The organism is Methylobacterium sp. 142-1Y (assembly GCF_057747795.1).
This window is the reverse complement of the sequence record NZ_CM173224.1, coordinates 2,950,514-2,964,890: the sequence shown is the minus strand read 5'-3', so window position 1 is coordinate 2,964,890 and position 14,377 is coordinate 2,950,514. Positions and strand designations below refer to the sequence as shown.

Annotated in this window: 16 protein-coding genes; 8 read left to right on the top strand and 8 right to left on the bottom strand. The window is 71.1% G+C overall.

Annotated features, from left to right (window positions below):
• Positions 1-175 precede the first annotated feature (175 nt).
• Together AC3AOF_RS13470 and AC3AOF_RS13465 are read left to right on the top strand one after the other, a co-directional pair.
• On the top strand, positions 176-763 hold the full coding sequence (locus AC3AOF_RS13470; RefSeq protein WP_060848844.1) for a CarD family transcriptional regulator: 588 nt from the start codon (positions 176-178) through the stop codon (positions 761-763).
• Positions 764-1,055: 292 nt separating this feature from the next.
• Positions 1,056-1,937, top strand: coding sequence for an RNA polymerase factor sigma-32 (locus AC3AOF_RS13465; RefSeq protein ID WP_203155060.1), 882 nt, complete (start codon positions 1,056-1,058; stop codon positions 1,935-1,937).
• Between the two features lie 231 nt (positions 1,938-2,168).
• Here the strand turns inward: AC3AOF_RS13465 and AC3AOF_RS13460 are convergent, their stop codons facing one another.
• Together AC3AOF_RS13460 and AC3AOF_RS13455 are read right to left on the bottom strand one after the other, a co-directional pair.
• On the bottom strand, positions 2,169-2,867 hold the full coding sequence (locus AC3AOF_RS13460) for a 4'-phosphopantetheinyl transferase family protein (protein WP_488348791.1): 699 nt from the start codon (positions 2,865-2,867) through the stop codon (positions 2,169-2,171).
• Positions 2,868-2,916: 49 nt separating this feature from the next.
• Complete coding sequence (locus AC3AOF_RS13455) at positions 2,917-3,891, bottom strand: LysR family transcriptional regulator (RefSeq protein WP_488348790.1); 975 nt, start codon at positions 3,889-3,891, stop codon at positions 2,917-2,919.
• Between the two features lie 324 nt (positions 3,892-4,215).
• Between AC3AOF_RS13455 and argJ the strand changes: the two genes are divergently transcribed.
• From argJ to AC3AOF_RS13440, 3 genes are read left to right on the top strand one after another with little or no spacing between them, the layout of a single operon-like run.
• On the top strand, positions 4,216-5,457 hold the full coding sequence (argJ, locus tag AC3AOF_RS13450) for a bifunctional glutamate N-acetyltransferase/amino-acid acetyltransferase ArgJ (RefSeq protein ID WP_488348789.1): 1,242 nt from the start codon (positions 4,216-4,218) through the stop codon (positions 5,455-5,457).
• Positions 5,454-6,167 carry an SIMPL domain-containing protein gene (locus tag AC3AOF_RS13445; protein WP_488348788.1) on the top strand — a complete coding sequence of 238 codons (714 nt, stop codon included), beginning with the start codon at positions 5,454-5,456 and terminating at the stop codon, positions 6,165-6,167. Before argJ ends, AC3AOF_RS13445 begins: the two co-directional genes overlap by 4 nt.
• Before the next feature lie 39 nt (positions 6,168-6,206).
• Complete coding sequence (locus tag AC3AOF_RS13440; RefSeq protein ID WP_488348787.1) at positions 6,207-6,623, top strand: (deoxy)nucleoside triphosphate pyrophosphohydrolase; 417 nt, start codon at positions 6,207-6,209, stop codon at positions 6,621-6,623.
• A gap of 3 nt (positions 6,624-6,626) precedes the next feature.
• On the opposite strand, the gene AC3AOF_RS13435 is transcribed toward AC3AOF_RS13440, so the two are convergent.
• Positions 6,627-6,980: a DUF427 domain-containing protein gene (locus AC3AOF_RS13435; protein WP_236990324.1), complete on the bottom strand. Its 354-nt coding sequence runs from the start codon at positions 6,978-6,980 to the stop codon at positions 6,627-6,629.
• Complete coding sequence (locus tag AC3AOF_RS13430; protein WP_488348786.1) at positions 6,977-7,858, bottom strand: methyltransferase domain-containing protein; 882 nt, start codon at positions 7,856-7,858, stop codon at positions 6,977-6,979. Before AC3AOF_RS13430 ends, AC3AOF_RS13435 begins: the two co-directional genes overlap by 4 nt.
• A gap of 227 nt (positions 7,859-8,085) precedes the next feature.
• Between AC3AOF_RS13430 and AC3AOF_RS13425 the strand changes: the two genes are divergently transcribed.
• Together AC3AOF_RS13425 and AC3AOF_RS13420 are read left to right on the top strand one after the other, a co-directional pair.
• Positions 8,086-8,955 carry a lytic transglycosylase domain-containing protein gene (locus AC3AOF_RS13425; RefSeq protein WP_236990326.1) on the top strand — a complete coding sequence of 290 codons (870 nt, stop codon included), beginning with the start codon at positions 8,086-8,088 and terminating at the stop codon, positions 8,953-8,955.
• A gap of 106 nt (positions 8,956-9,061) precedes the next feature.
• A complete protein-coding gene (locus AC3AOF_RS13420; protein WP_236990327.1) occupies positions 9,062-9,295 on the top strand; it encodes a hypothetical protein in 234 nt (77 codons plus the stop codon).
• Between the two features lie 51 nt (positions 9,296-9,346).
• Here AC3AOF_RS13420 and AC3AOF_RS13415 read toward each other — a convergent pair whose 3' ends face one another.
• The 4 genes from AC3AOF_RS13415 to AC3AOF_RS13400 all read right to left on the bottom strand — a co-directional run bounded on the left by AC3AOF_RS13415 (position 9,347) and on the right by AC3AOF_RS13400 (position 13,512).
• A complete protein-coding gene (locus AC3AOF_RS13415) occupies positions 9,347-10,552 on the bottom strand; it encodes a pyrophosphate--fructose-6-phosphate 1-phosphotransferase (RefSeq protein WP_236990328.1) in 1,206 nt (401 codons plus the stop codon).
• 124 nt (positions 10,553-10,676) lie between these two features.
• Positions 10,677-11,534, bottom strand: coding sequence for an enoyl-ACP reductase FabI (fabI, locus tag AC3AOF_RS13410; RefSeq protein ID WP_236990329.1), 858 nt, complete (start codon positions 11,532-11,534; stop codon positions 10,677-10,679).
• 146 nt (positions 11,535-11,680) lie between these two features.
• Entirely contained in the window at positions 11,681-12,616 is a 936-nt protein-coding gene (locus tag AC3AOF_RS13405; RefSeq protein WP_236990330.1) for a DnaJ C-terminal domain-containing protein, read from the bottom strand.
• A 446-nt stretch (positions 12,617-13,062) separates the two neighbouring features.
• Positions 13,063-13,512, bottom strand: coding sequence for an RT0821/Lpp0805 family surface protein (locus tag AC3AOF_RS13400; RefSeq protein WP_442919280.1), 450 nt, complete (start codon positions 13,510-13,512; stop codon positions 13,063-13,065).
• A gap of 144 nt (positions 13,513-13,656) precedes the next feature.
• On the opposite strand from AC3AOF_RS13400, the gene pdxH reads away from it, so the two are divergent.
• Positions 13,657-14,265: a pyridoxamine 5'-phosphate oxidase gene (pdxH, locus tag AC3AOF_RS13395; RefSeq protein ID WP_488348785.1), complete on the top strand. Its 609-nt coding sequence runs from the start codon at positions 13,657-13,659 to the stop codon at positions 14,263-14,265.
• Positions 14,266-14,377: the final 112 nt, after the last annotated feature.

Genomic DNA, 14,377 nt, shown 5'->3' with positions numbered 1-14,377 from the left:
GGATCTTATCCGGTCCGCCGCGCGTTCGGACGTTCCTTAGCTATGGTTTGACAGGGACTGACGGACTCTCCTCGGGGCGTCCGGCAGGTGCGTATTTTTCGCCGGGCGCCCTGACCCGGATGAATGATCCGGTCGCGGACATTGCCGCGAACGGTGACCTGGAGGCAACCCCCGCATGACGACCGCCAAGAAGACGACAGCCGCCCGGCAGGGATTCAAGACCGGCGAAGCGGTCGTGTATCCGGCTCACGGCGTCGGCCGCATCACGGCCATCGAGGAGCAGGAGATCGCCGGCTACAAGCTCGAGCTGTTCGTGGTGTCGTTCGAGAAGGACAAGATGGTCCTGCGGGTCCCGACCGCCAAGGCGAACTCCGTCGGCATGCGCAAGCTCGCCGAGCCGGAGCTGGTCAAGAAGGCGCTCGACGTGCTCACCGGCCGCGCCCGGGTGAAGCGGACCATGTGGTCGCGCCGGGCCCAGGAATACGAGGCGAAGATCAATTCCGGCGACCTGATCGCCGTCACCGAGGTGGTGCGCGACCTCTTCCGCTCCGACGCCCAGCCCGAGCAATCCTATTCCGAGCGCCAGCTCTACGAGGCGGCCCTCGACCGGGTGGTGCGCGAGATCGCGGCGGTGAACCGCATCACCGATACCGAGTCGCTCAAGCTCATCGAGCAGAGCCTCGCCAAGTCGCCGCGCCGCGCCAAGGGCGCCGAGGCCGAGGCCGACGGCGAGGATGTGCAGGACGAGGCCGAGGCCGCCTGAGGCGTTCTCCCCTCTGCTAGACGACCGAAAGCCCGGCCCCGTGCCGGGCTTTCGCATGTTCGGGCCCCTGTTTCGAAGCCCCGCCGGGGAAGTTCGGCCGCCAGCCCGCCTCCCGCCGCCTCAGGTCCCCACGCCCGCGAAGCAATCGCACCGCCGAGGATTTTTTCGCGGTGCGGGAACCGCCGGCCCGGTCCCGCCGTTGTCGCAGGCCTTGCGGTGTAACGGGCGCGCTCCAGGCTGCGCCCCGGCCTCATCGCGACACACAGCGCTCACCATAGCGGCGGAGGCGGGGATGGCGGAAATCGCAGGCATACGTCGGCAGTTCGTGCGGGTTGCGATGGATGCCCCCTTCCTCGAACGGGAGGAGGAGCGCGGCCTCGCGGTGCGCTGGAAGGACGAACGCGACGAGCAGGCCCTGCACCGCCTGATCTCCGCTCATATGCGGCTCGTGATCGCCCTGGCCGGCCGCTTCCGCCATTACGGCCTGCCGATGGCGGACCTGGTCCAGGAGGGCCATGTCGGCCTGATGGAGGCCGCCGCCCGCTTCGAGCCCGAGCGGGAGGTGCGCTTCTCGACCTACGCGACCTGGTGGATCCGCGCCTCGATCCAGGACTACATCCTGCGCAACTGGTCGATCGTCCGCGGCGGTACCTCCTCGGCCCAGAAGGCCCTGTTCTTCAATCTCCGCCGCCTGCGCGCCCGGCTGATGCAATCGACCGACGAGCGCGTCGGCGACGAAATCCACCGCCGCATCGCCACCGCCATCGGCGTCTCCCGCGAGGACGTGGCGCTGATGGATGCCCGCCTCTCCGGCCCCGACATGTCGCTCAACGCTCCGGTGGGCGATGACGGCGAGGCGTCGGCCGAGCGGGTCGACTTCCTGGTCGATACCTCCCCCCTACCCGACGAGACCGTCTCCGATGCCGTCGATGGCGAGCGCCGCCTGACCTGGCTGCGCCAGGCGCTCACCGTGCTCTCCGAGCGCGAACTGCGCATCCTGCACGAGCGGCGCCTCGCCGAGGACCAGGCGACCCTCGAGGCCTTGGGCCACCGCCTCGGCATCTCCAAGGAGCGGGTGCGTCAGATCGAGAACCGCGCTCTCGAGAAGCTCCGCCGTGCCCTTGCCGAACGCTTCCCGCAATCGAACGCCACCGGGATGAGCGCTTACGTCTGAGAGCCCATGCGGTTCGCTCGACCGCATCGCCGCCTTCCTCGTCATTCCGGGACCGCGCAGCGGAGCCCGGCATCGAGAACCTCAGGTGTTTTCAGAGGGTGGCGGAGCAGCATCCGCCAGAGCCCGAACCGTCATCGACTCTGACTTCCGGGCTCCGCTGCGCGGCCCCGGAATGACATGGCGCGGGTGGAGAGGCGGGCGTCCCCCTGCGTTTCCACGAGTTCCTCCCGTTCAACCCGCCACTGCGACCATCACCTCAACCCCCTCTTCCACCGCCCAGGCGAACCGCGCCCCGTCCGGCAGGATCCGGGACGCCGCCTGCAACGACAGCCCTGCGCGCACAAGACGCCAATCCGCGCCCTGTGGCGTCAGCCGGACCGAGCGGGGCTCGGCGATCAGGCCCTCGCCGGTCGCCTTCAGGAAGGCTTCCTTGATCGACCAGAATTCCAGGGCCCTGCGCGGCCGCGCACCGGCCGGCAGGCCACGATAATCGGAGAGTTCGGCCGGGTGCAGGAAGACCGGCGCCAGCCCGTCCCAATCTACCGGCCGGACGGCGCCCTCGACATCGACGCCGATCCGGCCGGACATCGACAGCCCGACTGCGACCCAGCCCCCCCCATGGCTCAGATTCAGGTCGAGGCCCGGCATGCCGGGCAGGAACGGCCGGTCGCCGGCATCCCGCGCCAGAACGATGTCCACCGGGTCGCGGCCGAGTCGGGGCCCGAGCAGGTGGCGCAACAACCCATGCGCGGCCGCCCGCTCGTGACGGTCCCGCTCCTGCCGGAAGCGCGCGATGCGTGCGGCCTCGTCCGGGGGCAGCTCAAGGCGCGCCGCCGGCAGGGCCGCCACCGCGTCGGCCGGTGCCGCCACGGCCAGCGCCCCGCCCGCGAACGCCAAAGTCGAGAGGTCCGTCTCCAGGAGTTCCGTCACGTCGCCGTCCTGTCCACTCCCGAGCCAAAGCATGGGCGGAAGGCCCGCGTCACGCCTCCTGCAGGTCGTACAGGGCAGCGAGTTCGGCGTCGTCCAGGGTAACGCCGCGGGGCGCGAGCTGCTCGGCGAGCCGGCGCGACGCGAAGCCGATGAAGCTGCGGGTCTTGGCCGGCAGCAGTCGCGAGGTCGTGACGATGTAGACCGGATGGGGCAGGCTGCGCCATTCGGGCAGGACCTGCTCCAGGCGGCCCGCCTCCACGTCCTCCTCGACGTCGATCGCCTGCAGGAGGCCGATGCCGTGCCCCGACGTGACGAGCCGCCGGGCCATGCCCTGGCTGTTGCTGGAGACCGTGCAGCCGACCGAGGCCGAGACCATCTCGTCGTCTCGCTCCAGCGACCAGGTCCCCGACGACCCGTTGCCCGAGACCGAGGGGGCCACCATGACCGCTTGGTGCCGCACCAGATCGGCCGGGGTCTCGGGCCGCCCGGCCCGGTCGAGATAGTCCGGCGCGGCGAACAAGCCGGTCTCGAGCTGCGCCACCTTGCGGGTGATCATCGAGGTCTCCCGCGGCGCCCCGACCACGAGCGCCAGGTCGTAGCCCTCCTGGGCGAGGTCGACGAGATGGGGCCAGAGGTCGAGATGCACCCGCACCTGGGCGTAGCGGAGCGCGTAGTCCCCCGCGACGGCCGAGAGATGGTGCAGGACCCAAGGGTCGGGCGGCGCCGCGATCTTGAGCAGGCCGCTCGGCCCCTTCGCCTGGGCGATCAGCTCGTCGAAGGTCCGCTGCGCCTCTTCCACCAGGCGGGTCGCCTGCTCGTAATAGGCCTCGCCATGCGGGGTCAGCACGATCTTGCGGGTGGTCCGGTCGAGCAGGCGCAGGCCGATGGAGGTCTCGAACTGGGTGATGCGCCGGGAGAGAGACGAGATCGGCACGTCCAGCGCCGCAGCGGCCTGACTGAAGCTCTTCCGTTTCGCGACCTCGACGAAGAGCGCCATGTCGCGAAGGACTTGCGGGTGGGCCAAGCGGGAACCTCCGGGCGGCGGATGGGAGCGCGCGACTGCGCCTCCCGAGACTGACCCTCTAGATGATAATGTGCAACTCTAGATAAGGAAACTCCGGGTGTTCGCTGCGTCAGCCGGCCTGTGGAAATCACTTTTCCGCGCGCCTTCGCCCTGACGCGCGTTGCGGCGGGGCTTCAGAGCCGGCTTCTCAACCCGAAAATGCACAACCTCAAATACAACCTCTGCCGCGGTCGCGGCGCCGGCCCGGTTGACGTAAGCCGGCCTCGCGGGGCAACACCGCGGCGCCGACGCGCAGGACGAGGCGTCGGCGGACCGGAGCCCCGCATGTCTCACCCCGTCTCGCCGCTCGCGCCCAAGCACCAGCCCGCCCTGCCGCCGATCCCCGGCGTGCGCCTCGCCACGGCGCAGGCCGGCATCCGCTACCGCGGCCGCACCGACGTGCTGCTGGTCCTGCTCGATCCGGGCACCCGGGCCGCCGGCGTCTTCACCCGTTCGAAATGCCCCTCGGCCGCCGTCGACTGGTGCCGCGAGACCCTGCGGGCCGGGCAATCGGCGCGGGCGCTGGTGGTCAACTCCGGCAATGCCAACGCCTTCACCGGGCTCAAGGGCCGCGACTCGGTGCGCCTCACCGCCGAGATCGCCGGCAAGGCGGCGGATTGCGCGCCGGGCGAGGTCTTCATCGCCTCGACCGGCGTGATCGGCGAGCCCCTCGACGCCACCAAGTTCGACGGCGTGCTCGCCGACTGCGCCGGCCGCACCGGGCCGGGTGCCGAACGCTGGACCGAGGCCGCCAGCGCCATCATGACCACCGACACCTTCCCGAAGCTCGCCACCCGCCGGGTGCGCCTCGGCGGTGTCGACGTGACGATCAACGGCATCGCCAAGGGCGCCGGCATGATCGCCCCCGACATGGCGACGATGCTGTCCTTCGTGTTCACCGATGCCGACCTGCCGGCCGAGGTGCTGCAGGCGCTGCTGACCCGCGGCGTCGCCAAGAGCTTCAATTGCTGCACGGTCGACGGCGACACCTCGACCTCCGACACCCTGATGCTGTTCGCCACCGCCAAGGCCGGCAACGCGCCCGTCGGGTCGATCGAGGATCCGTCCCTGGCGGAGTTCGCGCACGCACTCGACGACCTGCTCGTCGAGCTCGCCCAGCTGGTGGCCCGCGACGGCGAGGGCGCGCGCAAGTTCGTCACCATCGAGGTCGGGGGTGCGACCGACGACGCCTCGGCCCACCGGATCGCGATGTCGATCGCCAACTCGCCGCTGGTGAAGACCGCGGTGGCGGGCGAGGACGCGAATTGGGGCCGGGTGGTGATGGCGGTCGGCAAGGCCGGCGAGCCCGCCGACCGCGACCGGCTGGCGATCTGGTTCGGTGACGTGCGCGTCGCCGTCGAGGGTGCCCGCGATCCCGGCTACGACGAGGAGGCGGCCTCCGCGGCGATGCGCGGCGACGAGGTCAGGATCGGGGTCGATCTCGGCTTGGGCGCCGGCGAGGCCCGGGTCTGGACCTGCGATCTCACCAAGGCCTATGTCGAGATCAACGGGGATTACCGCTCGTGAGGGCGGTTCCCGCGCTCCTCCTGGGTGCCCTGCTGATCGGGCCCGCCCTCGCCGACGATGCGGTGCCCGGCCGGATCAGCGTCATCGGCCGCGCGAGCCGTGAGGTGGCGCCGGACTTCGCCACCGTGGAGGTTGCGGTGGAGAGCCGGGGCCCCAACCCTGCGGCGGCCCTCGACCAGAACTCGGCCGCCGCCCGCAAGGTAGTGGAGCTCGCGGGCGAATTCGGCATCACGGGTCCCGATCTCGCCACGGCGGCCGTGTCCTTGCGGCCGGCCAGCAAGACGGTGCGCGATCCCGGTGGACAGGTACGGGACGTGCCCGACGGCTACCAGGCCACCAACTCCGTCTCCGTGCGGGTGCGCGACCTCAAGCGTCTCGGTGCCCTGATGCGCCGCCTGCTCGACGGCGGGGCCGACCGGATCGGCGGCGTCGCTTTCGGGCTGTCGGAGCCCGGCGAGACCGAGAATGCCGTCCGGGCCGAGGCGGTGCGGGATGCGCGGCGCCAGGCCGCGATCCTGGCCGAGGCAGCGGGGACCCGGCTCGGGCGCCTCGAGAGCATCGTCTCGCCGCCGCGGGCCGGTGCGCCGGCACCGATCCTCGCCCGGGCCTATGCCGCCAAGGGCGCACCCGGCGGCCTCGCCGTCCCGGTCGAGCCCGGCACCCTGACGGTCGAGGCCGCCGTCGAGGTCACTTATCAGGTCGTGCCCTGACGGGCGCGACCTCACCTCCCCTCAAGCGAGCCGCCCCTTATGGCAGATCCCCTCAAGCTCCTCCTCGTGGTGGCGGTCGCCCTCGTCGATCCGGACGGGCGCGTGCTCCTGGCCCAGCGCCCGCCCGGCAAGCAGCTCGCCGGCCTGTGGGAGTTTCCGGGCGGCAAGATCGAGCCCGGCGAGCGCCCGGAGGAGACGCTGATCCGCGAACTCGCGGAGGAGCTCGGGATCACCGTGAAGGCGGATTGCCTCGCGCCCCTGAGCTTCGCGAGCCACCCCTACGAGACCTTCCACCTCCTGATGCCGCTCTATGTCTGCCGGCGCTGGGAGGGTTTCGTGCAGTCGCGCGAGGGGCAGGCGCTCAAATGGGTGCGCCCGCGCGACCTCGCGAGCTACCCGATGCCCCCGGCCGACCTGCCGCTGCTGCCGGCGATCGTCGACCTGCTCGGGCCGTGACGATCACTCGGTCAACTCCTCGATCGCGTCGACCTTGCTCGGGTAGAACGCGAGGTGATCCTTGATCGCCGCCACCGCCGGGAACGGCGCCTCGTAGCTCCACACCGCGTTCGCCCGCTCGATCCCGCCGGCCGTGAGCGAGTAGTAGCTCGCATCGCCCTTGTGCGGGCAGTGCGTGCGGTGCTCGGTGCGGTCGAAGAGGTCCATCTCGGCATCGTCGCGCGGGATGTACTGCACCGGCGGCATGCCGCCCTCGCGCAAGGTGAGCGCCCGGGTGGTCTCGGCGACGATCGTGCCGCCGAGCATCACGCGGATGCGGTGGGGATTCGGGGTGATCGTGATCGGATGATCCGTCATGACGGCTCCTTGCGTTCGACGGTGCCGAGGGCGTCGGCCAGCCGGGCCTGGGCGCTGCCCGGCCGCAGCGGCTTCTGCTGGCTCTCGTGCGGCACCCAGCCCGAGAGCCAGATCAGCTCGAAGGTCGCGCGCAGGCGCCCGTCCGCATCGGCGAAGCGCTCGGCGTAGAGATGGGCCGCCCGCATCAGGGTCTCGCGGCTCAGGGCGCCGCGGCGCTCGCGCAGCGCGTTGGTCAGCCCCATGGCACGCAGGTCGCGCATCAGCCCGAAGGGATCGCCATAGCGCACCGTCACGGTCTCGACATCGGCGACCGGGAGGGCGAAGCCGGCGCGCTGGAGCAGGCCGCCGAGGTCGCGCACCTCCGCGAAGGGCGCGACCCGCGGGCTCACCCCCCCCTCGACCTCGCTCTCGGCCTGGGTCAGCACCTGGCGCAGCTCCGTCAGGGTGCGCCCGCCGAGCAGGCACCCGACGAACAACCCGTCGGGCTTCAGCGCCCGGCGGACCTGCACCAGGGCGCCCGGCAGGTCGTTGGCGTGCTGGAGCGCCAGCAGCGACACCGCGAGGTCGAAGCTCCGATCGGCAAAGGGCAAGGCCTCCGGATCGCCGACCGCGACCGCGACGCCGGGGCTGCCCGGTTCGGGGACGGGGGCGAGCCGCGTGACGGCGCCGGCCCGGCCGCTCTGCGCGAGCCACGTCGCCGCCGCCGGAACCGGGGTGGCGAGGTCGAGGGCACAGGGGAACTCCCGCAGCACGGCACCCAGGCGGTCCGACAGGTCGTCCACCGCCCGCGCGACCAGGAAATCGGCGAAGCCGTCACGGCGGGCGCGGGCGAGGCGCGTGCGGATCAGGGCGGAGTCGAACAGGAGCGGCGAGGACATCGCCCGCTAGATGGCGCGGCTGCGGGCCCGGCGCCAGAGCTTCGCGCGATGCGAGGGCCGCCCGATGACGGAAAAGGCGCGGGTTTCTCCTCTCCCCGCCCGCGGGGAGAGGAGAAACCCGCGCCTTTTCTTACCCGCACAGCCCTGCACGTCACGGTAGATACAAAAGACACCGCGACGATCGCGCCTTGCCAAATCGTTCAGCGAATCGGGGTAAGGGTGGGCCCGTGACCCGCGCCCTCCTCCCCCTCCTCGTGTCCCTGGCCCTCGCCTCCCCGGCGCTGGGCGCCCCCGCCTCGCCCGCCGCAGAGAGCAAGGAGGAGACGGTCGAGCAGGCCCTGTGCCGGCTGATCGAGGGGGCCGCCCAGTCGAAGGGCCTGCCGGTCGCCTTCCTCACCCGGCTGATCTGGCGCGAGAGCAGCTTCCGGCCCAGCGCGGTGAGCCGCGCCGGGGCGCAGGGCGTGGCGCAGTTCATGCCCGGCACGGCGCAGGAGCGCGGCCTTGCCGACCCGTTCGACCCCGAACAGGCGATCCCGGCGGCGGCGCGGTTCCTGATCGACCTGCGCGGCCGCTTCGGCAATCTCGGCCTCGCCGCGGCGGCCTATAACGGCGGGCCCGGCCGCGTCTCGGCCTGGCTTGCCGGCACCGGCGGCCTGCCGGCCGAGACCCGCGCCTACGTCGCGGCGATCACCGGGCGCAGCGCCGAGGATTGGGCCGCCGCCGCCAAGGCGGAGCCCCGCACCGACCTGACCGAGCCCGAGGGCACCCGCTGCCTTCAGGTCACGGCCGCCTTGCGCATCCGCGGCCGCACCGACACCTTCTTCGCCGAGACTGCCGCGGCGCTCGCCCCCTGGGGCGTCCAGCTCGCCGGCAACTTCTCGAAGTCGATCGCGCTGGCGAGCTTCGGCCGGGCCCGCGACCGATACGCCGCGATCCTCGGCGACGTGCGCCCGATGATCATCGGCACGCGGCTGCGCCACCGCGGCACGCGGGCCTTCTACCGCATCCGCGTGCCGTCCGAGACCCGCACGAGCGCCGAGGCCCTGTGCAGCCGCATCCGCGGCATCGGCGGCGCCTGCATCGTCCTGAAAACCTGAGGTTGGCATCGAGTCACCCAAATGGGTGATGACACGGGGGGAGCGCCCCTGCTTCGTTCATCAAGCGGCAACAGTCGCGCGATGGGCGAGCAGGGAGGGAAGCCCCATGAAGTTCGGCGATGGCGTGCCCCGGTGGGCGCGGAGGCGGGTCGAGCGGCATCTGGCCCGCCACGGCGACGGCAAGATCGTCCGCTGGATGTCCTTCGCGACGGGAGGCCGGCACATCCAGCCCGCGGCGGGGCTGCCCGAGATCCCCGGAAACATCCTGCCCTTCATCCGCCGGACCCGGGCGGCTGAACCCGGCCAAGCCGCCCCGCCGCTCGACGCGACGGGGTCGTGATTCACACCTGGAGTCTCATTCCGGTCCGGCGCCGGGCGGCGCCGGCCCCTCTCACCCGTGGCTCTGGCCGATCTCGTCCAGCAGGGCGGTAAACCACGGCGTCGACGGATCGAAGGTCTTGCCGCCGCGGATGCGCGGGAACTCGATCGCCCGCAGGCGGCCGCCCTGATCCTCGTCGTGGCCGATGACGCCCGAGACCCCCTTCAGGCCGCACTCCACCGCGAAGTCGACCATGCCCTGGATCAGCCGCAGGTCGTCGGCATTCGGCGCGGCCGAGCGGCAGAAATGGCCGGATTTCAGCACCAGGCTCTTTTCCGCCCCGATCATCGGCGCGAAGCGATCGGCGAACCACTTGCCGACATTGATCGTGTCGATCTTGACGTGACCGAATGGATCCCGGCCCAGCACCTCGCCGCGCGCCTCGATCTCGGCCACGATCTCGTCGAGGCCGGCGCCTTCGCTCAAGAAGACCGTGACGCAATCCTTGGCGTCGAGCCGCGCCCGCAGCCGCTCGGCCTCGCGCGCGATGTCGAAGGGCAGTTCCGGCAGGTAGACCGCATCCACCTCCTTGTGCGCCCGGTCGAGGCCGAATTCCGGGAGGAAGGCGGTGCGGTCCAGCCGGTCGCGATAGGCCTTGGCCGTCGCGGCGGTGAGCCAGCCGCATTTGCGGCCCATGATCTCGTGGACGATCAGCATGCGCGGGTTGGCGCTCTGCTCGTTGACGATGTTCTCGGCGAAGATCGCCCCCTGTTCCGCCGCGCTCCAGGCACCCAGCGTCTGGCGGATCGGCACCACGTCGTTGTCGATGGTCTTCGGCAGGCCGACCACGGTCAGGTGGTAGCCGTTCGCCTCAAGATAGGCCGCGAGATCGGCCGCCGTGGTGTTGGTGTCGTCGCCGCCGATCGTGTGCAGCACCGTGACCCGGTCGCGGGCGAGCTGCTCGGCCGCCACCTTGAGAGGATCCTGCCCCTCCTTGACGAGGCCGCGCTTGACGCAATCCTTGACGTTGGTCAGCTTGATCCGGCTGTTGCCGAGCGGCGATCCGCCGTGGCGGAGGAGCAGGTGGGCCTTCGCCCGCACCTGCGGGGTGACGGCGAGGGAATCGCCAAGGAGCACGCCCTTGTAACCGCTACGATAGCCGATGATCTCGGCCTCGGGCGCGAGATCGGTGTAGCGGGCGATCAGCCCGCCGACCGCCGCCGACAGGCAGGGGGCGAGGCCGCCGGCGGTGAGCATGGCGATCTTCTGCGTGGACATGATGGGCTCCGCGTTGCGAAGTGGGGCCCGCCTCGGGGCCCACATGGCGCCGAAGGGGCCGCAGGTCCGGCCTCCCTCGGATCGTCGTGGCGCCCCGTTCCGCGCCGTCCGGGGACGAAACCGGTCAGTCCTTGTCGAGGCTGAGGTCCGGCGCCTCGGGGTTCTTCATCCCGACGACGTGATAGCCGGCATCGACGTGCAGGATCTCGCCGGTCATGCCGCGGGACATGTCGGAGATCAGGTAGGCGGCGGTCTCGCCGACCTCCTCGATGGTCACGGTGCGCCGCAACGGGGCGTTGTACTCGTTCCACTTCAGGATGTAGCGGAAATCGCCGATGCCGGAGGCGGCGAGCGTCTTGATCGGCCCGGCCGAGATCGCGTTGACGCGGATCTTCTGCGGCCCGAGATCGGCCGCGAGGTAGCGCACCGACGCTTCGAGCGCCGCCTTGGCGACGCCCATCACGTTGTAGTGCGGCATCCACTTCTCGGCGCCGTAATAGGTCAGCGTGAGGAGCGAGCCGCCGTTGCGCATCAGCTTCTCGGCGCGCTGGGCGACGGCCGTGAACGAGTAGCAGGAGATCAGCAGCGACTTCGTAAAGTTCGCCTCGCTGGTCTCGATGTAGCGCCCGGTCAGCTCGTCCTTGTCCGAGAAGGCGATGCAATGGATGACGAAGTCGATGCCGTCGGGAAAATGCCGGCCGGCGGCCTCGAAGACCGCGTCGATCGAGGCCGGATCGGTGACGTCGCAATGGCCGACGACGGCGGCGTTCAGCTCCCGGGCGAGCGGCTCGACGCGCTTCTTCAGGGCCTCGCCCTGGTAGGTGAAGGCCAGCTCGGCGCCGTGCTGGTGGGCGCTCTTGGCGATGCCCCAGGCGATCGAGCGGTTGTTGGCGACGCCGAGCACGAGGCCGCGCTTGCCGGCGAGAAGCCCGGTGCGGGGCTGCCCGCCATCCTGTACTTGTGCCCGGTTCGAGTCAGCCATGAGTCACCCAAAGAACAGCCGCCACGGGGGCCGGCGGCGGACGGTTGGACCCGGCCGTGCATGGCTCCCCAGCGGCTTCCTTAACCGACGCCCGCGGGCGACGGAAGTGCGCCGGCTCCGGTAATGCTGCGTGCTCTTCTTCAGGATCAGCTCGTCGCGGCAGCGGCGCGGCGCTTGCGGGCGAACTCGGTCAGGGCCTCGTCGGCATTCGCCGGCAGGGTGACGGCGACGGTGGCGAGCAGGTCCCCCTTCGTGCCGTCCTTCTTCGGCAGGCCCTTGCCGCGCAGGCGGAAGACCCGGCCGGAACTGGTCATCGGCGGAATCTTCATCTCGACCGCACCGGTCAGGGTCTGGATCCGGATCGGCCCGCCCAGCACCGCATCCTCGAGCGGGACCTCGGCGGTGGTGCGCAGGTCCGAGCCCTCGATCTCGAAGCGGGAATCGGGGGCGAACCGGATGGTCAGCAGCGCATCGCCCGGCTCGGCGCCGTTTGCGCCCGGATAGCCGAGGCCGCGCAGGCGGATCACCTGGCCGTCGACCACGCCCTTGGGCACCACCGCGTCGACCTCGCGGCCGCTCGGGAGGTTGAGCCGCAGCTTGGTCTCGTTGGCGACCTGGTCGAGGGTCACGGTCAGCTCGGCGGCGACGTCCTCGCCCTTCTGCGGCGCGGCGCGCCCGGCACCGCCGGCGGAGCGGAAGGCCTCGCCGAACAGGTGCGAGAAGATGTCCTCGCCGAAGCCGCCGGCCCCACCGCCGCCCGCTCCGCCGCGGGCGCGGGCCATCGACTCGAAGTCGAAGCCGCCGCCACCGCCGCGGCCGGCCCCGCCGGCACCGAAACCCTCGAAGCCGGTGAAGCGGGGCTTGCCGTCGCCGTCGATGGCACCGCGGTCGAACTGCTCGCGCTTCTTGGCGTCACCGAGGATCTCGTAGGCCTGGTTGACCTCGGAGAAGCGGTCCTGCGCCTTGGCGTCGTTCTTGTTGCGATCGGGGTGGTAGGCCTTGGCGAGCTTGCGGAAAGCCTTCTTGATCTCCGCCTCGTCGGCCGAGCGGCTCACGCCGAGTACGTCGTATGGGTTGCGCATGGCGATCCGATGGCGATTCGAGCGGCCCGGCTCCGGTGCGACGCGCCCGGGCGCGGGTCCGCCTGCGTGAATGGGTTGAGCCCTATCTGGCGACCGTGTTGCCGGATTGCAACGCAGGCGGAAGCGGCAAGCGTTGAAGGTACGTCACTTCCGGGGGCAGCGCCACGGTGGGCGATTCGGGAGGAGGATTGGCGGGGGTGTCTCCTCTCCCCGCGGGCGGGGAGAGGGCCGTGTCACGTCCAGGTGATACGGCAAGCGGAGGCGCAGCCGAAGCGAGGGTGAGGGGGTCTCGACGAGTGAGGCTCCTCCGGAAACACCCCCTCACCCTCGCCCTTCGGGCTTGCTGCATTCCCTGAACAGGAATGCAGCCCTCTCCCCGCCAGCGGGGAGAGGAGACACCCCCGCCATTCCCGATGCGACCAGCGCCCCGGCCCCTGCGCGCCCCCTCACCCCGGCTTCGTCGTCGTCTTCAGGCTCTTCAGTTCCCAGGCCCCCCCCGACGGACGGCAGCCGGTGCCGCGCACGAAGCGGTTGCCGCCGGGACCGATCACCGAGGCGAGGAAGCCGCGGCAGATCTCGTCGTTCTTCACGAAGGGCAGCCCGGTCGGGTTGACCATGCCGCGCATGCCCGAATCCGGGTTGTCCCATTTCACCGGCTGGCCGTTGCCCTGGGGATCGAGGGCGACGGAGAGCGCCGCCTTTGCCCGGCGCCAATCCTCACCCGAGAGGTCCGGGCCGAAGCTCTTGGGCGCCGCAGGCTCGATGCTGCCGGTGCTCTCCGGCTCCGGCGGCGCCACCTCCACCTGCGGGGTGAACATGATGAGCGGCTGGCTGCAGCCGCCGATCGCCAGGACGCTGCCCAGGGCGCCCGCCGCGACGACGAGCCCGAGCGTCACCGAACCGACTTTACACGCACCCGAACGCATTACACCTGTTCTCACGACCGGGCGGCCGCCGCGACGCATGGGGATGCGACGCCGGCCCGCCCCCGGCTCCGGTTGTCACACTGGCCATCAAGCCACTTGGGTAAGGACGATGCCGTGAACGAGTTAACGAAAGATGATTTCACCCGGAACCCGGAACCCTGGGTCCTGTTCCGGCAATGGTTTGCCGAGGCGCAAGCCGCCGAGCCGGAGGACCCGAACGCCATGGCGCTCGCCACCACCGACGCCGACGGGCTGCCGGACGTGCGCATCGTGCTGCTGAAGGACGCGGACGAGCGCGGATTCGTGTTCTACACCAACACCCTGTCGATGAAGGGGGTGGAGCTCTCGGACAATCCGCGCGCCGCCCTGGTGCTGCATTGGAAGAGCCTGCGCCGTCAGGTCCGGGCCCGCGGGACCGTGACGAAGGTCGAGGATGCGGAGGCCGACGCCTATTTCGCCACCCGCGCCCGCGACAGCCGCCTCGGCGCCTGGGCGAGCCGCCAGTCGCAACCCCTCGACAGCCGCGAGACCCTGATGCGGGCAGTCGAGGAGGTGGGCGCGCGCTTCCCCGGCGAGACCGTGCCGCGCCCGCCCCACTGGACCGGCTACCGCATCGCCCCGGTCTCGATCGAGTTCTGGCAGGACGGTGCCTACCGCCTGCACGACCGGGTGCGCTTCACCCGCCAGGGCGACGCCTGGGCGGGCCGCCGCCTGTATCCCTGACGCGCAAGGTCCCTGGCGCGCGAGCTTTGCTGCGGCGCGGCGAACCCCGGCCTTCGAGCCCTGGATTTCCGGGGCCCGGAGCCCTACCCTGGGGCTCTTCGCGCCGCGCCAC